15 protein-coding genes are annotated in these 18,727 nt (G+C 70.1%); 9 read left to right on the top strand and 6 right to left on the bottom strand.

Annotation, left to right across the window (positions count from 1 at the left end):
* Positions 1 to 82: 82 nt before the first annotated feature.
* Positions 83 to 2,806 (top strand): glycosyl hydrolase 2 galactose-binding domain-containing protein, encoded by a 2,724-nt coding sequence (locus OG747_RS44465; protein WP_405885048.1) that lies wholly within the window; start codon positions 83 to 85, stop codon positions 2,804 to 2,806.
* A gap of 75 nt (positions 2,807 to 2,881) precedes the next feature.
* Here the strand turns inward: OG747_RS44465 and OG747_RS44460 are convergent, their stop codons facing one another.
* On the bottom strand, positions 2,882 to 4,333 hold the full coding sequence (locus tag OG747_RS44460) for a hydrolase (RefSeq protein WP_405885047.1): 1,452 nt from the start codon (positions 4,331 to 4,333) through the stop codon (positions 2,882 to 2,884).
* Between the two features lie 233 nt (positions 4,334 to 4,566).
* On the opposite strand from OG747_RS44460, the gene OG747_RS44455 reads away from it, so the two are divergent.
* The gene (locus tag OG747_RS44455; RefSeq protein WP_405885046.1) at positions 4,567 to 4,830 is read left to right on the top strand and encodes a GlsB/YeaQ/YmgE family stress response membrane protein; all 264 of its coding nucleotides are present in this window, start codon (positions 4,567 to 4,569) and stop codon (positions 4,828 to 4,830) included.
* Positions 4,831 to 4,960: 130 nt separating this feature from the next.
* Complete coding sequence (locus tag OG747_RS44450) at positions 4,961 to 5,842, top strand: GNAT family N-acetyltransferase (protein ID WP_405885045.1); 882 nt, start codon at positions 4,961 to 4,963, stop codon at positions 5,840 to 5,842.
* Between the two features lie 156 nt (positions 5,843 to 5,998).
* Here the strand turns inward: OG747_RS44450 and OG747_RS44445 are convergent, their stop codons facing one another.
* Positions 5,999 to 6,772 carry a GNAT family N-acetyltransferase gene (locus OG747_RS44445; RefSeq protein WP_405885044.1) on the bottom strand — a complete coding sequence of 258 codons (774 nt, stop codon included), beginning with the start codon at positions 6,770 to 6,772 and terminating at the stop codon, positions 5,999 to 6,001.
* A 104-nt stretch (positions 6,773 to 6,876) separates the two neighbouring features.
* Positions 6,877 to 8,883 carry an RICIN domain-containing protein gene (locus OG747_RS44440; protein WP_405885043.1) on the bottom strand — a complete coding sequence of 669 codons (2,007 nt, stop codon included), beginning with the start codon at positions 8,881 to 8,883 and terminating at the stop codon, positions 6,877 to 6,879.
* A 249-nt stretch (positions 8,884 to 9,132) separates the two neighbouring features.
* On the opposite strand from OG747_RS44440, the gene OG747_RS44435 reads away from it, so the two are divergent.
* From OG747_RS44435 to OG747_RS44425, 3 genes are all read left to right on the top strand, one after another.
* Positions 9,133 to 9,882 carry an MBL fold metallo-hydrolase gene (locus tag OG747_RS44435; protein ID WP_405885042.1) on the top strand — a complete coding sequence of 250 codons (750 nt, stop codon included), beginning with the start codon at positions 9,133 to 9,135 and terminating at the stop codon, positions 9,880 to 9,882.
* A gap of 389 nt (positions 9,883 to 10,271) precedes the next feature.
* Positions 10,272 to 10,541, top strand: a complete 270-nt coding sequence (locus OG747_RS44430; protein WP_405885041.1) for a hypothetical protein — start codon at positions 10,272 to 10,274, stop codon at positions 10,539 to 10,541.
* The gene (locus OG747_RS44425) at positions 10,538 to 11,080 is read left to right on the top strand and encodes a hypothetical protein (protein ID WP_405885040.1); all 543 of its coding nucleotides are present in this window, start codon (positions 10,538 to 10,540) and stop codon (positions 11,078 to 11,080) included. The genes OG747_RS44430 and OG747_RS44425 overlap by 4 nt, the downstream gene beginning before the upstream one ends.
* A gap of 822 nt (positions 11,081 to 11,902) precedes the next feature.
* On the opposite strand, the gene OG747_RS44420 is transcribed toward OG747_RS44425, so the two are convergent.
* Positions 11,903 to 12,757 carry a GNAT family N-acetyltransferase gene (locus OG747_RS44420; RefSeq protein ID WP_405886022.1) on the bottom strand — a complete coding sequence of 285 codons (855 nt, stop codon included), beginning with the start codon at positions 12,755 to 12,757 and terminating at the stop codon, positions 11,903 to 11,905.
* A gap of 221 nt (positions 12,758 to 12,978) precedes the next feature.
* Here OG747_RS44420 and OG747_RS44415 point away from each other — a divergent pair, with 221 nt between their 5' ends.
* The gene (locus OG747_RS44415) at positions 12,979 to 13,506 is read left to right on the top strand and encodes a GNAT family N-acetyltransferase (protein ID WP_405885039.1); all 528 of its coding nucleotides are present in this window, start codon (positions 12,979 to 12,981) and stop codon (positions 13,504 to 13,506) included.
* A gap of 96 nt (positions 13,507 to 13,602) precedes the next feature.
* Here the strand turns inward: OG747_RS44415 and OG747_RS44410 are convergent, their stop codons facing one another.
* Positions 13,603 to 14,316 (bottom strand): chaplin, encoded by a 714-nt coding sequence (locus OG747_RS44410; protein WP_405885038.1) that lies wholly within the window; start codon positions 14,314 to 14,316, stop codon positions 13,603 to 13,605.
* A gap of 286 nt (positions 14,317 to 14,602) precedes the next feature.
* Here OG747_RS44410 and OG747_RS44405 point away from each other — a divergent pair, with 286 nt between their 5' ends.
* Both OG747_RS44405 and OG747_RS44400 read left to right on the top strand, forming a co-directional pair.
* Entirely contained in the window at positions 14,603 to 16,177 is a 1,575-nt protein-coding gene (locus tag OG747_RS44405; RefSeq protein WP_405886020.1) for an alpha/beta fold hydrolase, read from the top strand.
* Between the two features lie 153 nt (positions 16,178 to 16,330).
* Positions 16,331 to 16,837: a DUF4232 domain-containing protein gene (locus OG747_RS44400; RefSeq protein WP_405885037.1), complete on the top strand. Its 507-nt coding sequence runs from the start codon at positions 16,331 to 16,333 to the stop codon at positions 16,835 to 16,837.
* Between the two features lie 4 nt (positions 16,838 to 16,841).
* On the opposite strand, the gene asnB is transcribed toward OG747_RS44400, so the two are convergent.
* Complete coding sequence (gene asnB / locus OG747_RS44395; protein WP_405885036.1) at positions 16,842 to 18,683, bottom strand: asparagine synthase (glutamine-hydrolyzing); 1,842 nt, start codon at positions 18,681 to 18,683, stop codon at positions 16,842 to 16,844.
* Positions 18,684 to 18,727 lie beyond the last annotated feature (44 nt).

Raw genomic sequence — 18,727 nt, 5'->3', positions numbered from 1 at the left:
GCCAGTTAGTAAAGTTTCCTAACTTGTAATGCCGACACGCAGTGTCATTGCGCGGATGCTCCCCACCCCCAAGGAGACCACCGTGTTCCATCGCCCTGTCCCAAGACGGCGTTCGGCCGTTGTCGCCCTGGGCCTCCTGTGCACCCTCTCGACGAGTGCGTGGGCCGGGTTCCAGGGCGCTGAACCGGCCGCGGCCGCGCGCGCCCGGGTCACCGCGGTGGCCTCCGCCGCGGGCAGCGCCACCGCGCTCTCCGGGTTCGCGATCCAGTCGACGGCCAAGGTCACGGACCCGGCGGCCGACGTCTCCAGCCCGGGCTATGCGACCAGCGACTGGTATCCGGCGGGCTCCCGCTCCACGGTCCTCGCGGCGCTGCTCGCGGACGGGGCGTACGCCGACCCGTTCTACTCCACCAACTTGCGGAAGATCCCGAAGGCCGACTTCGGCGTCCCCTGGTGGTACCGCTCGGACTTCACGGTCGCCGACACCAGCGAGCGCAGCTACCTGGACTTCAGCGGGGTGATCTCGGCCGCCGACGTCTACGTCAACGGCAAGCAGGTCGCCGATGCCACCGATGTGGCGGGCGCCTACACCCATCATGAACTCGACATCACCTCGCTGGTGCGGGCGGGCACGAACACGGTCGCCTTCCGCATTCAGCCCAATAATCCGAACAAGAGTCTGACCATGGGCTGGATCGACTGGCTCCAGCCGCCGCCCGACCAGAACATGGGCATCGTCCGCGACGTCCTCGTCCGGCGCGGCGGACCGGTCGCGCTGCGCGACGCGCACGTCGTGACCGAGCTCGCCGTGCCGTCGCTCGCCTCCGCGGACCTGACGGTCAAGGCGCGGGCCCGTAACGACTCGTCCGCCGCCGTCACCGCCACGGTCTCCGGCAGCATCGGCTCGGGCACCTCCTTCAGCAAGACGGTCTCGCTCGCCGCGCACGAGACGAAGACCGTCACCTTCACACCGGCCGACTCCCTGGGCCTGCACCTCGACGCGCCGAAGGTGTGGTGGCCCGCCGGTATGGGCGGACAGCCGTTGTACGGCCTCGACCTGACCGCCTCCGTCGCCGGCTCCGCCTCGGACACCGCGCACGAGGACTTCGGCATCCGGGACGTGAAAGCGCCGCTCAATTCCGACGGCGCCCGGCAGTACAGCGTCAACGGCCGCAAGCTGCTGATCAAGGGCGGCGGCTGGTCGCCCGACGAGTTCCTGCGCTGGAACCGGACGTACGTCGAGGACCGGCTGAAGTACGCGCTCGACCTCGGTCTCAACACCATCCGCCTCGAAGGGCACATCGAGCCCGACGAGTTCTTCGACCTCGCCGACCGGTACGGCATCCTCACGCTGCCCGGCTGGGAGTGCTGCGACAAGTGGGAGGGGAACGTCAACGGCAGCGAGTCGGGCGACAAATGGACCGCCGCCGACTATCCGGTCGCCAAGGCGTCGATGGCCGCCGAGGCCGCTCGCCTGCGTGACCACCCCAGCGTGATCTCCTTCCTCATCGGCAGCGACATCGCACCGGACGCGACGATCGAGAAGAACTACGTCGACGCCTTGAGAGCCGCCGACTGGCCGAACCCCGTGGTAGCCGCCGCCTCCGACAACTCCACGCCGATCAGCGGCAGTTCGGGCATGAAGATGACCGGGCCCTACGACTGGGTCCCGCCGAACTACTGGTACGCCAAGCGCGAGGGCGGCGCCACCGGCTTCAACTCCGAGACCAGCGCGGGCCCCGACATCCCCACCCTCGACACCCTGCGCCGGATGATGTCCCCCGCCGAGCTGGACACCCTCTGGGAGAGCCCGGGCACCAAGCAGTACCACCGCTCGCCGTCGTCGACCTTCGCCACCCTCAAGATCTACGACGCCGCGCTGACCGGCCGTTACGGCGCCCCGACCGGGCTGACCGACTACGTGCGCAAGGCACAGCTCGCCCAGTACGAGAATGTGCGCGCGCAGTACGAGGCCTACGGGCGCAACGCCACCGACTCCGCCAAACCCTCCACCGGTGTCATCTACTGGATGTTCAACAGCGGATGGACCTCGCTGCACTGGCAGTTGATGGACCGTTATCTCGACCAGGGCGGTGCCTACTTCGGCGCCAAGAAGGCCAATGAGCCGCTGCACATCCAGTATGCGTACGACAACCGCTCGGTCGTGGTGGTCAACAACCGGCATGCGTCGGCCTCCGGGCTCACGGCCCGGGTGACGCTCTTCAACACCGACGGCACGCAGAAGTACGACAGGACGGCGACCGAGGTGAGTGTGGGTGGGAACGGTGCGCACAGCGCTCCGCTCACCGTGCCGTCCTCGGTGAGCGGGTTGTCGACGACGTATCTCGCCCGTCTGGTCCTCACCGACGCCAAGGGCAAGGAGGTCAGCCGCAACGTCTACTGGCTCTCGACCAGGGCCGACACCCTCGACTGGGCGGGCACCGACTGGTACCACACGCCGACGACGAGTTACGCGGACCTCAGGGGTCTCAGCTCCATGGCACAGGTGCCGGTTTCGGCGACGGCTTCGACGGCGCCCGGGCCGGATGGCACGTCCACGACGACGGTCACCGTGCGGAACACCGGGACCGGGAAGACGCCGTCGCTGCTGACCGACGTGCACCTCGTGGACTCGACGGGCAAGCCCGTGCTGCCGGTGCGGTGGTCCGACAACCAGGTGAGCCTGTGGCCCGGCGAGTCGACGACACTGACCGCCACGTACCGGACGGCCGATCTGCACGGCTCCGCGCCTCGCGTGCGCGCCTCGGGGTGGAACACGCCCGAGACGACCGTCCCGGCGGAATAACCGGCGGAAGGGACGGCGGAAGGAAACAGGACGGGCGGGCCCGGTGCCGGGCCCGCCCCTTCGCTGGGCGCGTGCTCAGCTCACGTTGAGTGCCGTGTCGTCGAGGACGAACGACGTCTGCAGCGTGGAGCCCTCGGTGCCGGTGAACTTGATCGTGACCGTCTGCCCGGCATAGCTGGACAGGTCGAAGCTGCGCAGCGTGTACCCCGACGCGGCGTCCAGGTTCGAGTAGGTCGCCAGCGTCGACAGGACCGTGCCGCTGCTGTTGAGGACCTGGGCCTTGAGTGTGTCGTACGCCGTGCTGGTGGTCGTCTCGGCCGTGTCCACGTGGAGGTAGAAGTTCAGGGTGGCCGCGCAACCGGACGGGATGGTGACCGACTGGGAGAGCGTGTCGGTGTTGGCCGAGCCGTAGCCGTTCAGCCAGGCCTCGTACGAGCCGGTGCGGGCGGCCTCACCGGAGCTGTTGGTGATGACGCCGCTGGTCGCGGTCCAGGAGGTGTTGCCGGACTCGAAGCCGGGGTTGGCGAGCAGCTGGGCGGCCGTGCAGGTGCCGCCGCCCCCTCCGCCGCCACCGCCACCGCTGCTGCTGGCGCCCGCGAGCCATTCGGTGGCGTTCAGGGCGAGGGCGGCGTTGGTGGCGCCGGTGTCGTTCCAGCCGTCGTACAGCGTGTTGCCGGACTGGCCGGTACCGTCGTCGATCGGGGAGCTGTCGCCCCAGAACGCCACACGGCCGCTGCCGAAGGTGCTGGTGGCGAAGAAGGCGCCGGTGTTGCCGGAGTAACCGGTGCGGTAGAGCAGGCCGTTGACGGCGGAGTTGTCGGCGGGCTTGAGCGTGGCCGTCGTACCGTTGGCGATGAGGCTCTTGGTGACCGTGCCGAACGAGCCGTGCAGGACCGCGTTGCTGCTGTCGCTGATGGCGCTCGGGTAGTCGGAGCTGATGTTCAGCGAGTCGATGGAGAAGCCGAACGGGTCGGTGGAGTCGACGCTGTTGTTGGTCATCAGGTCGTTGAGGATCTTGACCGCGTCGTAGCCGTCGTTGTTGCGGTCGGCGCCGGTGTGGTCGGAGATCATGAACAGACCGCCGCCGTTCTTCACGAACGTCATGATCGCGGTCTTCTCGGCGGTCGTGAAGAGCGTGTTGGGCTCGGGCAGCACCAGCGTGTCGAAGTTCGACAGGTCGGTCGCCGTCGAGCCGCCGTAGGCCAGGCTGGAGCCCGAAGGCAGCGTCTTGAGGCTGTAGTCGCCGGTCTTCTGGAGGGCCACGCCCCAGGAGGAGAGGGCGCCGGTCCAGTCGGTCTCCGCCGACGGGGAGGAGTTCTGGCCGAGCGGGTCGGGCTGGCTGGTGGAGATGATCCAGTCGGCGTTGCCGGCCGTCTCGGCGTGGGCGTTGTCGAACAGGATGCGGTGCGGGGTCGCCGCGGCGGCCGGCGCGGCCGCGGACGCCTGGACCGCCGCCCCCGCGACGAGCAGCCCGAACACGGCGGTGGCCGTGGTGAATCTGTGGCGGGATCTTCTGAATCCGAGCATCCGGCGAACCTCCAAGAGGAGTGGGGAGAGGCGGTGCGGGCGCCAAGTCTGCGCGCGTAGAACGGTGGTTGGCCGTCTACCGTGCGACAGATTCTTGAACGGTACATGGCAGGAACGCGACTGAACAGGAGCCCGCCGGATCGAAGGCAGGGCGGCCGGAAAACGGAACGGACTGTGTTCGCCCGCAGAGGGAACACACCTAACTGCGGGGGATCAGCTAAAAAGGGGCGGAAATGGAGATCTCAGGCATCATCAGTGCCATCCTCATCGGCATCATCATTGGCGTACTGGGCCGGCTCGTGGTCCCTGGGCGCCAGCGCATCGGCATCCTGTGGACGATCGCCGTCGGCATCGTGGCCGCGTTCATCGGCTCGGGGATCGCCTCCGCGTTCGGCGTGGCCGACACCAAGGGCGTCGACTGGATCGAGTGGCTCATCCAGATCGGTCTCGCGGCGGTGGGCGTCGCGGCGCTCGACCGGGCGAAGGTGCGCCGCTGACAGGCGGGAAGGGGGCGGGTACGGACCTCGGCCGACTCCCGTGCGCTGCTTAAATCCCTTGCGGGGCTCGGAGCGTGACAACTAGGTTCTGCGGGCTTCACCCCCGCACCCCGGACGCCACGGAGAGACCTTGCCCCCGCGTATCACGCCACTGACCGACCCCGAGTCCACCCCGTCGAGCCGCCGGCTGGCCTGGCTGGCCGCCGGCTCGGAGGGGGTCCCCATGGGCTCCGCGTTCCTGCGGTTGTTCACGAAGGAGGGGCAGCGGCATCTCGCCGAGGTGGAGGTGGCGATCCATCCGGCCGAGCGGCGGCAGGGGGTGGGCAGCCGCCTCCTGGACGCGGCCGTCTCGGCGGCGCGGGACGAGGGGCGACGGTCGCTCCTCGCCCAGGCCGAGCACGGCTCGCCCGGCGATCTCTTCCTGGCCGCGCGCGGCTTCCGCCGGGTGCTGGCGTTGACGTACACACGGCTGTCGCTCGCCGACGCCGATCTCGGGCGGATCGGCGAGATCGCCGAACGGCCGCATCCCGGGTACGAGTTGACGCAGTGGGACGGCACCGTGCCGCCCGAGCTGGCGCGGAGCTTCGCCGACTCGCGGCGCGCCATGGACGACATGCCGATGGAAGGGACCGACTACGGGACCGTCGTATGGGACGTCGAGCGGGTCGTTTCGGCGGCCGAAGCCGTCGCGAAACGCGGGGAGTTGCTCCATACCGTCGCCGCGGTGGACCGCTCGGACGGTTCGGTCGTCGGCTTCTCCGAGCTGGTCGTGCCGGGTGACGGCCGGGGCGACGCCCAGCACTACGGCACCGGCGTCCTGCCCGAGCACCGGGGTCACGCCCTCGGGCTCTGGATGAAGGCCGAGTCGATCCGTACCGCCCGCCGCCGGTATCCCGAGCTCGGCGGCCTGCTCACCGACACCGCCGACAGCAACGCGCCCATGCGCGCCGTCAACGACGCGCTCGGCTATCTTCCGACGCACCGGGCGGTGGAGTACCAGCTCGATCTGTAGCCGCCTCGGCTGCCGCCATGCCGAGTTCTCCTTCCGGCTTCGCCGAGGACACCCGCATCATGCTGTGCGTCATCACGTGCGCGTACGACACGGGTGGCGAAGCCCAGGGCGCCCGCGGGGAGGACGTCGCCGCCCTGCACATACGACGTCCCGGTGTCATCCGTACACGTACGGCGTCGTCGTGGTCAGTGGTTCGAAGCCCAGGCGGGCGAGAACCGGGCGGCTCTGGCCGGTGGCGTCGACCTGGACGTAGCGGTAGCCGCGCTCGGCGGCGACACGGGCGCGGTGGGCCACCAGGGCGCGGTAGATGCCGCGGCCGCGCCAGGCATCGACGGTGCCGCCGCCCCACAGTCCCGCGAACCGGGTGCCGGGCACCATTTCCATGCGGGCGGCGCTGACCGGGACGTCACCGGCGAGGGCCACCACCGCGACGACGTTGTTCTCGTCGCCGGTGAGCTGGGCGAGGAGTTGGTGGCGCATCCGCGTGCTGTCCGTGCCGAAGGCCTGTTCGTGGACGTCCGCGACGAGGTCGACGCCCGCGCGGTCGGTGACGGGCAGCAGCCGTACGCCCTCGGGCGGCTGGGCGTCCAGCGCGAGATCGCCCAGCTCGGCGATCATCAGGGTCTCCTCGGGCTGGGCGACGAACCCCGCGGCGCGCAGCCGCTTCCCCAAGTCCTCGGGCCTGTCGTGCCCGTACAGCTTCCACTCGAACTCGCGGCCGAGTCCGCCGAAGTAGCGCATCTGTTCGGCGATCGCGGCGTCGGCGATCGATTCGTCCAGGTCCGACCAGATCACCCCGTTCCAGCCCTGCTCGGTGCCGACCTGGCGCACCACCTTGTCGACTCGCTCGACCCGGGCTCCTGGGCTGTCGGGCCGCGCGCCCTCCCGCATGTCCCGGTCGAACAGGGCCAGTACCGCAACGTGATCCATGGGGTCACTCCAGCATCCTGACGCCCGGAGGGCAACGGCATCGCACCGGGGTGGAGTCGATCACGCCACCCCGCCCCGGCGCATCGCCGCACGTCAGATGTGGTTCAGCTGCGGGTCCACTGCTGGTTGGATCCGCCGTTGCACGACCAGAGGTCGATCAGGGTTCCGTTGGCCGTGGCGGCGCCCGCCGCGTCGAGGCACAGGCCCGAGACGTTGTTGGTGATGGTGCCGTTGGAGTTGATGGTCCACTTCTGGTTGGTGCCGCCGTTGCAGTCCCAGATGACGACGCGGGTGCCGTTGGCGGTGCCGCTGTTGTAGGCGTCGAGGCATTTGTTGCCGTAGACAACCAGTTCGCTGCGCGAGGTGTAACTGAAGGTCTGGTTCTGGCCGCCGCCGCAGTCCCACAGTTCGGCCTGGCTGTTGTTGGTGATGGTGCTCTTGAAGAAGTCCAGGCACCGCCCGGAGCCGGTGCCGACGACCGCCGTCCCGTTGGTGCCCGGGATGGCGCGCAGGGTCACGGCGTCGATGTCGGGCGCGGTGCCCAGGGCCCCGAAGGTCAGCGTGTTCGAGCCCTTCGCCAGTGACCCGAGGACGGAGACGGTCCGGTACGTGGTCGACGAGCCGGTGGGCGGGAACGCCAGCGTCTGCGCGTACTGGCCACCCACCTGGAGGGTCGCCCTGCGGTCCGCGGTGCCGCCGTTGGCGTACGTGATGTCGATCAGCTTGGTGCCCGCGGCGGCCGCGGTGACCCCGGTGAAGGTCGGGGTCGTCGCGGTCGTGGTGTCCTCGTACGTCGTCCCGGACGCCTCGGTGCCGGAGACGGTGAGCAGCACGCCCTCGCCCGCCGGAACGCTGGCGGTGTAACTCGTCGCGTACGAGCCGACGTTGGAGGCCGACCAGATGTTGCGCACGGAGGCCGAGGCGGTGGTCAGGCCCATGTCCTGCCAGCGGGCGGTGATGTTCGCCGCGGCGGACGTACGGTTGAGCAGCAGGACCGCGCGCTTGCCGGTGCCGGAGAGGATCTTGCTGTAGACCTGCAGGCCGGTGCTGTCCTCGGCGACCTTGACGCCCTGGAGGCCACGCGAGTCCTGGTCGATCGCGATGACCTCGGAGTTGGTGAGGATCGAGGCGGTCGTCGAGCTCATGGTGGCCAGGTTGTTGCCCGCGAGCAGGGGGGCGCCGGAGATCGCCCACAGGCCCATGTGGGTGCGGTTCTGGGCGGCGCTGAGGCCGTTCATGCCGACCGTCATCATGTCCGGGTCGTTGTAGTAGCCGGTGTGCTGGGCGGCGGGGTGCAGCGACTTGTCGAAGTTGGCCAGGATGTTGGACATCGTCGGATTGTCGGGATAATAGACGATGTCCGTGCTGGTGCGCCACATCGCGCCCGTGCCGGCGGCCCAGTTCCAGGGGTTGCCGGTGCCCCACTCGCACAGCGACAGAACCAGCGAGCGTCCGGTGACGGCGGTCGCGGCGGTGTTCGCGTCGCGGATCGCCTTGTACGTCGTCTCCTGGTCGAGGCCCTCGGCGTCACCGCCGCACCAGTCGATCTTCAGGAAGTCGAAGCCCCAGTTCTGGAAGGTCTCCAGGTCCTGCTGGTTGTGGCCCTCCATGCCGGTGTTGGGTGCGGCGGCCGTTCCCGAGGGGGTCGGGTAGTAGTAGCCGCAGCCGTTCTTGCCCGCGTCGGTGTAGATCCCGGCCTTGAGGCCCTTGCTGTGGATGTAGTCGACGATGGCCTTCATCCCGCCGGGCCACTTGGCGGTGTCGACGGTGATGTTTCCGCTGCTGTCGCGGGTGCCCAGCCACCAGCCCTCGTCGATGTTGACGTATTTGTAGCCCGCGGCGGCCATGCCGGACGATACCAGGGCGTCGGCCTGGGCCTTGATGGTGTCGTAGTCGATGACGCTGGCGAAGGTGTTCCAGGACGCCCAGCCCATCGGGGCGGGGGCGACCCCGATCTGGTTGGTGCTGACGGCGGTGGGCTCGGCCGTGAGCGGTGCGGTGGAGCGGCCGACTCCGGCCAGTCCGGCGACGGCGAGACCCAGGACAGCGCACTGGACGGCCGCACGCTTCAGAAAGCCTCTGAGGCGTGTGGTGTGCGGTTGGGGGGACATGCGGCTCTCCCTTGAGCGGTTTGTTCGCAGACTCGAACAAAAGTCAACGAGACTCGCCATATGGGAGCCGCAATTCCGCGGGCGCGTCAAGTACCTTGCCGACAGCGCCCGTTCACGTTCGGCCAACGCCAGGGTGAACGCGCCCCGTGTCCGAGAGGCCACCGGATCATGCCCCCGCGCGCACGCGATACCTTCGACCTGACACGGCCCCGACCCGGCCGGGAAAAGATCTCAAGCATCGGGATGGTCATGCGCGAGGACGCGATCGTCGAGGTAGCGGCCGGAGTTCATCTGGTTCACGGCAGCAACACCAACTGGGTGATCCTGACCGAGGGGGACGCCGTCACCCTGATCGACACGGGGTATCCCGGCGACCGCCCGGACGTCCTCGCCTCGCTCGACGCGCTCGGCCACTCCCCCGGGGCCATCAGCGCCATCCTCATCACCCACGCGCACAACGACCACCTCGGGTCGGCCGAGTACCTCAGCAGCACCTACGGCGTCCCGGTCCATCTGCACGAGAAGGAAATGCCGCACGCGCGCCGCGAGTTCCTCCAGCAGGTCAGCGTGGGGCAGGTGATGCGCCAGGCATGGCGCCCCGGCGTGCTGCCCTGGGCCGTGCACGCCATCCGGTCCGGCGGCACCGCGGACGTCCGGATGACCCGGCCCGAGCCGTTCCCCGACAAGGGGGCGCTCGATCTGCCCGGCCGTCCGGTGCCGGTGCACACGCCCGGGCACACCGCCGGGCACTGCGTCTACCACCTGCCGGACGCCGGCATCGTGATCTCCGGCGACGCGCTGGTCAGCGGTCACCCCACCTCGCGGACACGGGGTCCGCAGCTGCTGCCGAACATGTTCCACGCCGAGCGCGCGAACGCCGTCGCGTCGCTGACGCTCATCGGGGCGCTCTCGGCGGACGTCCTGGTGCCGGGGCACGGTCCGGTGCACCGCGGCTCCGTGAGCGAGGCGGCGGGGCGCGCGCACGAGCTCGCCGGCTGACGACCGAATCCAGCAGGCGTTCCTGACCCCGGCCGCGATCGTCGAGGAGGCGTTGCGGTGCGAACACCCCTGGGTCGGGTTCAGCACCTTCATCGAACAGATCCGCGGCGCCATGGCCCCTGTCCTCGGGAGCACGCCAAGAGCTGAGGCCCCGACGGCCTTCGATCACGGGACCGCCTCATCCGAGTCCTGTCTCCGTCTTTCAGGGGCAGCCGGCAGAGCTGACTGCCCGCTGCGCCCGTTGTGTGCCTCATGTCACGTCCGATGTCGCCTCTTGGGTGGTCTCCGCGGAAATATCAGGAGGCGTATCTCCAGTTGTTGCTGGCATCTGTGGGCTCTCTGGAGGCTGACATGCACAACGGCCGAACGGGTCGGAAGAGGTGGCTGCGATGAGCCACCTCATGCCGGGAATCTTCCGCAGCCGCCCCGAGCGTCCGCTCACGGCCTCGGCGCCGCGTGAAGCGTGGCAGCGCGCCGCGTTCGTCCTCCTCGCGGTGGGCCTGGACGCGGCGGCCGTGGTGATGCTGGTGAGCCGGCACCTTCCGAACGCGCTGGTCGGTGTGGGTCTGGCCGGTCTCGCCTGGTTCACCACCGGGCGCATCGCGACCTGGTACCCCGCGTCTTCACGCGCCGTCCTCGAGGAACCGGCACGCCGATGAGCCGGCCAACCGGGAACCCGGCGGCAGCCGCCCCCTTCGCAGATACCCCGACGCCGGCGCGCTCGGCCCGTGTGGGCCGTGCCGGGCGCGACGACCTGTTCGAGCGGCGCCGGCGGCACACCGTCGAGCTGCTCGTGGTGTCTGCACTGGGCCTGGTCCCCTGGACGGTGATCCTGGGACTGACGTTGCCGTCCGACTACCGTGTCCACGCGTGGCGCACGACCTGGGTCGGCTTCGACATACTGCTGCTCACTGCCTTGAGCATGACAGCCGCCCTCGGGAGGCGCCGTCACCGGGCCGTGGTGATTCCCGCACTGGCGGCGGCCGTTCTGCTGGTGTGCGACGCGTGGTTCGATGTCTCGCTCGAGTTCGGCACACAGTCTGTCTGGGCGTCCTCCGCACTCGCCGTCTTCGTCGAACTGCCCATGGCCGCCTTCCTTTTCCGCCGCGTCCACACGCTGCTGCGGTTGCAGTGGGCAGCGCAACAACCGGTGGACGCCGCGGGCCACGACGGACAGGAGTCGAGCGGACAGCCCTGATCAGGCCGGCAGCATGCCGGGCGTGCCGAAGCCGGCGAGCAGGGTGAGCTCGCCGGCGCCTCAGACCGCGAATGGTCCACCTGAGCACTGAGCGTCTCTGGAACTCTTAAGGATCCTGGGTTATCGCGTGGCCCCGAGGGGTGGAAGCGGTAACGAGCGCGGACGAGTCCGGGCCGATCCTTGGGCAGAGCCCGCATGCGGCGTCACTGGCGGTGACACATTGCCGACATCTGGACTGCGCCTGGCCCTTGCGGGTCGGGCGCACCCTGGGATTGCCGCCCCGCCGGACGCTGGGCCGGTCACCTCGGCGAAGCCGTGGCACCGGCGGCGGGGACCGCGCGCATTTCGAGCACGCGGCGGGTACGCCAGGTAGAACGACAGGCGACTCATATGGTTACGCCCCGGCCTCGCCTCAGCCTCGTTGAGTCTCCTGAAGCCGATCACCGTGCTGCTGAGTACCCTGATCATTTTGTCGGTCACGCCATGGTGCCGTGCTCAGACGACCGGTTGGCCGATGCCCAGCATGTTCCCCTCGCTGTCACGGACCTCGATGTCGTCGTCGCGTTTCGCAGGCAGTCCGCGACCAGCGTCGAACCGCCTGCCGCCGCAGCGATGGCGGAGCCGTTCGGTGAGGGAGTACGAGGCGGGGAGTGAACGAGGTGTGGCGCAGCGCTGCCGGGAACAGCGACCAGGGCGTGAGGGTCGAGCCCGGGTCGATCATGCCCGGCAGCATCTCGCACGCTGCCGAACATGAACAGCGGCTTTCGCGCCGGCCGGCCCGTGACGTGGATTCGGGTCGGGTGACGGACTCTCGCGCGACGGCTAGCCGAGTTCGAGCGTGGTGACTCCGTAGACACGGTCTCCGGCGAACGGCCTGACCGGTCCGGTGTACATGCGGGCCGTTTCGAAGGAGGGTGCGAGGCCGAACTCCTCGGCCAGGGCGATGCCCGCCGCGTTCGTCTCGGGGATGTCGATGGCGAGCTCGCCCCCGGGGACATCGGCGGCCAGCGCCACGAGGAGGGCGCGGGCGTCGTCGGCGGTGTCGGCGAACAGCGGGCCGATGCGGGGGCAGTCGAGGGCGGGCCGGATCATCGCGTAACCGGTGAGGCGGCCGTCGGCGACGCGGACGAAGGGCCGGTGGCCGGGGCCGGTGAGCCACCGGCCCAGGAAGTGGGGGCGGTCGGCCGGGTAGCAGGCGCTGTCGTACGCCGTGATGGACGCGAAGTCGGCCGCGTTGGCGGGCCGGACCCCCGACGGCGTCTGTGCCGTCGGTACGGTTCCGGTGAACCGGACGGTGCGGTAGGCGAGTTCGAAGCCGGACCGGCGGTAGTTGTCCTGCTGCGCGACCACTCCGTCGAGGCCGACGGTTCGGCCGCCGGCGTGGGCCAGAGCCGTCTTCCAGGTGGTGAGGCCGTAGCCGCGGCCGCGCCGATCCGGTCGTACGAGATAGAAGCCCAGGAAGGCGTAGTCGGCGCCGTAGGTGACGACCGAGACGGCCGAGACCGGCTGTCCGCCGATCCTGCCGATGAAGAAGCCCGCGGGGTCCTGGGCGAAGAAGCTCGGGGCGTCGGACCGCCCCGGGTTCCACCCCTCGTCCGCCGCCCACCCGCTGACCACCGGCCAGTCGTCGAGCGAGGCCTGGGTGACAACGAGATCCTCGGAACCCGGAGAGGTCATCTGTGCGCTCCATTCACTGAGTGCGGGGGTGCGGAGGGTGCGGGGGTGCACGGGCGGGCGGCGGTCGGTCGCGCCCATGGCATCCTTCCCGATCTCCGCCGGGATTTCAGCGCGTGTCACCCGACCGGGGTGCCGGGCGACCGTGACGAATGACCCGATGTGAACGTCAACCCACCCTCCCCACAGCACAGTTGAGGAAATCCGGCATAGGCTTGTCGTTCATGAGTGTCGATCAGGTGACCCTGCGTCCGGTGACCGAGGACGACCTGTCCGTCCTGGAACTGTTCCTGACGGATCCCGAGACCGCCACACCCTTCCAGTGGTTCGGTTGGCGGGATCCGCGGCGCTGGCGGCGCAAGTGGGCGGAGAACCGGATGCTCTGCGACGACGCGGGCCATCTGTTGGTGGTGCGCGGCGACGAGCGGCTGGGGTTCGTCGGGTGGCGGAAGGTCACGCCCACCCCGAGCACGTCCTACTGGAACATGGGCATCGCCCTGCTGCCGGAGGCACGCGGCAAGGGCGTGGGCACGGAGGCGCAGCGGCAACTGGTCCGGTATCTGTTCGCGCACACGCTCGTGGTGCGGATCGAGGCGGACACCGAGGCGGAGAACATGGCCGAGCAGCGCGCCCTGGAGAAGGTCGGGTTCACTCGCGAGGGGCTGATGCGCAGTGTGACGTTCCGGGACGGCCGGTGGCGCGACTGTGTGCGCTACAGCATCCTGCGCGACGACATCGACGACGTACGCTGACTCTCCGCGCGAAGGAGGCCGCACCGGTCGCGAGTCCGGTGAGGCCTCGGCCTTCCGCCTTCGGTGGACCATGGTGACCCGTGCCGGCCCGGCGGGTCAGCGGACCACCACGGGCCGGAACCGCCGGTACAGCACGGCCCCGCCCAGGACCAGGGCCCCGCTCGCGGCGATCGCGGGCACCGTCTGGTCCGTGCCCGTGTGGGCGAGGGACGCCGCGGGCGGCGGAGCGTAGTGCCGCGGGCCGGGATGCGCGACCGCCCTGGGCGGCGTGTGCGGCCTCGGAGTGGGTGTGAGCGGGTGATGGGGCAGGCCGCCGGAGGTGTTCGTGGCCTGGTTGCCCACCGACGCGTTGCCGAGGCCGGCCACGGTCACCGAGTTGCCGCTGACGTTCACCGGGAGGTGGACCGGGAGCTGCAGAACGTTGCCCGAGAGCACGCCCGGGGAATCCTTTCCGCTGCCGAGTGCGACGGCACCGCCCTGTGCACCCTCGCCGCCGTTCCCGTAACCCCTGCCACCCCTGCCGCCACCGCCGCCCCCGCCCCCGCCACCGGCGGCGGGGCCACTGCCGTGGCTCTCATTGGCGCAGCCGTTGCCCGCCGCGGGATTGAGGAGACCAACCACGTTCACGGTGTTCCCGCATACGTTCACGGGGATGTGCACCGGGAACTGGATGGTGTCGCCGGAGATCAGCCCGGGCGAGCCCGCCGTGCCCCCGTCCGCCGTGGAGTCGGCGTGCGCCGGCATCGTCACGGCCAGCGCGCCCGAGGCGGCGGCCACGGCGAGCAAACCATTTCGGGTAACCCGTTTCATAGGTTCCCTGCCTTCCAGACATCGTCGCGGGCACTCACCCGCACCGCGTAAAACGCGAAAGCACCATCCGAGTTATGGCTTATCGGGCGTTCACCCCATCGAGCGTCCCGCTTATCGAACTACCGGATGGTCCGAGAGGTCCGGGGGCGGCGCGCTGAGTAAGGGACGACGGCCCGGACCGCTCGCCCGGAGGCGTGCTCCCGGACACCCGCTTATCGTGATCCGTAGCGTGATCGAGCGGGTATTCCCGGCCCCGGTCCAACGCCGGGTGTCCCTGGAGGCATGCATGCTGTCCGTGCACCGATGCTGGGCGTGCGCCGGAACCGGCGTCGCGACGCTGGCCCTGCTGGCGGCGGGGCTGCCCTCGGCGGCGATGGCCGCCGAGGGCCCCGACCTGTTCCGGTTCTACCACCAGACGATCAAGTGGGCCGCCTGCAAGGGCGCGGGCATGCCCGCGGACCTGCAGTGCGGGAAAGTAACCGTCCCTCTGGACTACGCGCACCCTGCGGGCGGGACGCTCGATGTCGCACTGGCCAGGTACCGCGCGACGGGCAAGTCGAGGGGTTCCCTGTTGCTGAACTTCGGCGGCCCCGGCGTCGCGGGCATCCGGGAACTCGCGGCCACCGGCAAGGATTTCATGGGGCTCACCAACGGCTACGACGTGGTGACCTTCGACCCCCGGGGCATCGGCCGGTCCTCGCCCGTCAGCTGCGGCGAGGGTGTCGACGCGGCCTCCGGTACGACGGACCCCACGGCCGGCGGCGGCAATCCGCAGGCCGCCCTCAAGGCGCTGCAGAAGGCCGCCACCGACTGCGCCAAGCACTCCGGCCCCGTACTGCCCCACATCGGCACGGTCAACGCCTCCCGGGACATGGACGTGATACGCCAGGCGCTCGGCGACAAGAAGCTCAACTTCCTCGGTTTCTCGTACGGAACGCGCCTGGGCGCGGTGTACGCGACCCAATTCCCCAAGAAGACGGGCCGGATGGCGCTCGACGGCGTGGACACCCTCACCGAGCCGCTGTCCGAGCAGGGCCTGGTGGGCGCCGAGGGGCAGCAGACCGCCCTGGAGGACTTCCTCACCTGGTGCACCCAGGACGTGGCCTGCCCGTTCGGACAGGATCCGCGCGGCGCCCGGCAGAAGGTCGCCCAGCTCGTCGTCTCGATGGACAAGGATCCGGTGCCCACCGAATTCGGGCAGCTGTTCTCGGGGCAGGACCTCGCGGGCGCCATCGGTCAGGCGCTCTACAGCCGGCAGCTGTGGCCGTCACTCGAACGGGCGCTCGCCTCACTCGTCCAGGACGGCGACACCCGTGGGCTCACGAAGCTGTCGCGAGGCGCCGCGCTGCCCGACCCGCGGCGCCCCGGCACCCCGCACGCCGGACTGGTCGACCCGGCGAACGTCCCCGTCGACAACCTCCCCGCCGCCCTCATGGCGATCAACTGCGCGGACGACCCCGACCGGCCCACCGCCGACCAGGTCACCAAGGACATCGGCCGGCTGCGCGCCGCGTACGAGGAGGCGTCGCCGGTCTTCGGCCGCTACCGGCTCACCGAGGTACTGATGTGCTACGGCCGCCCCAAGGGCACCGACTACATCCGCGACAAGGTGCACGATGTCAGCGCCCCGAAGATGCTCCTGGTCGGCACCCGGGGCGACCCCGCGACCCCGTACCGCTGGACCGAGGAGACCGCCAAGCGGCTCGGCCCCTCGGCCGTCGTGCTCGACAACAAGGGCGACGGCCACACCGGGTACACGTCCTCCAAGTGCGTGCACCAGAAGGTCGACGACTTCTTGCTGTACGGCTCCCTGCCGGAGAACGGCAGCTCCTGCGACCCGGAAAACTCGGCGGGCCCATGAACGGACACGCACGGACGCACATCACATACCGGACGCAAGCACCCGGGGCCGTCACACTGAGCAGGCGTCGCCCCGCGCACGCCGCACCCGTACGTGAGCAACGGCCGCACCCGTACGCGCACCGTTCGTGACCGAAACAGGGGGAACCCACCGATGCGCATCCGCCCCGTCCTCACCGTCCCGGCCGCCGCCGCGGCGGCGGCGCTGCTCCTCGCCGTGCCCCGGACGAGCTCGGCCGCCGCACGGCCCGCCCAGTGCGCCGAGAAGGCCGTCGTCGTACGGGCACACCGGTCCGCCGACCCCACCGTGGTGCGCATCAGCGTCACCAACCGCTCGTCCCTGACCTGCACCGTCGATCGCATCCCCACCGTCACCTTCGGGGACCTCGACGGCGCGGCCCTGCCGGTGCCCGCCGGCCGGAGCGGACCGTACCCGCTCGGTGCGGGCCGGACGGCGTACGCGGCCGTGCGGACCATCGCCGACCCGGCGGACCCGGAGACCCGCCGGGTGGACTCCATCAGCGTCTCGGCGGACCCGTCGCGCTTCGGACGTTCGTTCACCGCGCGCGAGCTGGGCGCCGGTGACGCCGTCCTGGTGTGGGAGCCGGTGACGACGTGGTGGAAGTCGTCGCGGGCCGCCGCCGACCGGGCGCTCGGGTAGTCGCTCAGACAAGGGTCACGTCCGGGGCGTACAGGTCCAGCCACAGCGCCAGGTCCAGGGTCCGTTCCAGTCCCCGCCGCGACGCCTGCGCGATCTGCGGGGTGTCGCGGTGGGCGGCCCGGTGGACCCGTTCCCGGTCGACGAGGTCGAAGACCGCGTGCGCGGGCCGGGTCAGGAGGTCCTTGGCCTGGTCCTGGAGGGCGATCGCGTACTTGGGGTCCTGGGTGGACGGATAGGGACTCTTGACCCTGTCGTACACCGACTTCGGGAGCAGGTCCGCGGTCGCCTCCCGCAGCAGGCTCTTCTCCCGCCCGTCGAAGGACTTCAGGGACCACGGCGTGTTGTACACGTACTCGACGAGCCGGTGGTCGCAGAACGGGACCCGTACCTCCAGGCCGACCGCCATGCTCGCGCGGTCCTTGCGGTCGAGCAGGACGCGCACGAAGCGGGTCAGGTGGAGGTGGCAGATCTGCCGCATCCGGTACTCGAAGTCGCTCTCGCCGTCGAGGCGCCGGACACCGGCGACGGCCGTACGGTAGCCGTCGGCGATGTACGACTCCAGGTCCAGCGCCCGGGCGAGGTCCGGGCGCAGTACGTCGGCGTCGTCGCCAAAGGCCCGGCCGAGCCGTACGAGCCAGGGGAAGGTGTCGGCGCAGCGGGCCTCCTCGTCGAAGAACCACGGATAGCCGCCGAAGACCTCGTCCGCCGACTCCCCGGAGAGCGCGACCGTGGAGTGCACGCGGATGGCCTGGAAGAGCAGGTACAGGGAGGTGTCCATGTCGCCGAAGCCCATGGGGAGGTCACGGGCCCTGACGACCTTCGCCCGTACGTCCGGGTCGGCCAGGGCGTGCGCGTCGAGGACGATGTCCTGGTGGTCGGTGCCCGCTGCGCGGGCCACGTCGTGCACGAAGGGGGTGTCCGGCGTGGAGCGCAGTTCGTCGGCGACGAAGTGGTCGGTCTGGCCGACGAAGTCGACGGCGAAGCTGCGCACCTTCTGGCCGTGCCCGGCCAGCTGCCGGGCGGCCAGCGTGGTCATGGCGGAGGAGTCGAGGCCGCCGGAGAGCAGGGTGCAGCGCGGCACGTCGGCGACGAGCTGGCGGCGCACGATGTCGTCGAGGAGCGAGCGAACGGTGGCGATGGACGTGTCACGGTCGTCGGTGTGCGCGCGGGTCTCCAGCTGCCAGTAGACGTGGCGGCTCACTCCGGAGCGGTCGACGGTGACGACGGTGCCGGGTTCGACCTCGCGCATGCCGTCCCACACCGCATGTCCGGGTGTCTTGACCAGGGTGAACAGCTCGCGCAGGCCGTCGAGGCGGACCCGGGCACGGGCGAGCGGGTTGGCGAGGATCGCCTTGGGTTCGGAGCCGAAGAGGACACCGTCGGGGGTCGGGTAGTAGAAGAAGGGTTTGATGCCCATACGGTCGCGGATCATCACGAGCCGGTCGTGGCGGGCGTCCCAGACGGCGAAGGCGTACATGCCGTTGAGGCGCTCGGCGAGGGCCTTGCCCCATTCGAGGTAGCCGCGCAGGACCACCTCGGTGTCGGACACGGTCGAGAAGCGGTGACCGCGGTCGGTCAGCTCGCGGCGCAGCTCGGTGAAGTTGTAGGTCTCCCCCGAGTAGACGAGCGCGACCGTGCCGTCCGGAGTCTCTGCGGTCATGGGCTGGCGCCCGCCGGGCAGGTCGATGATCGCGAGCCGACGGTGTCCGAGGGCCGCGGGCCCCTCGGCCCAGGTGCCGCGGTCGTCGGGGCCCCGGTAGGACATCGTCTCCGTCATCGCGTCCAGTGTCCGGGCCTCGGCGCGCAGGTCGCGGTCGAAGGAGACCCAGCCGGTGATGCCGCACATGCGTTACCTCCTGCGTCCGGTTCACCGGGAGCACCGCGCCCACC

Origin of the sequence: Streptomyces sp. NBC_01384 (assembly GCF_045040035.1) — a bacterium.
GTDB lineage: Bacteria > Actinomycetota > Actinomycetes > Streptomycetales > Streptomycetaceae > Streptomyces.
This window is presented reverse-complemented; position numbering and strand designations above follow the sequence as displayed.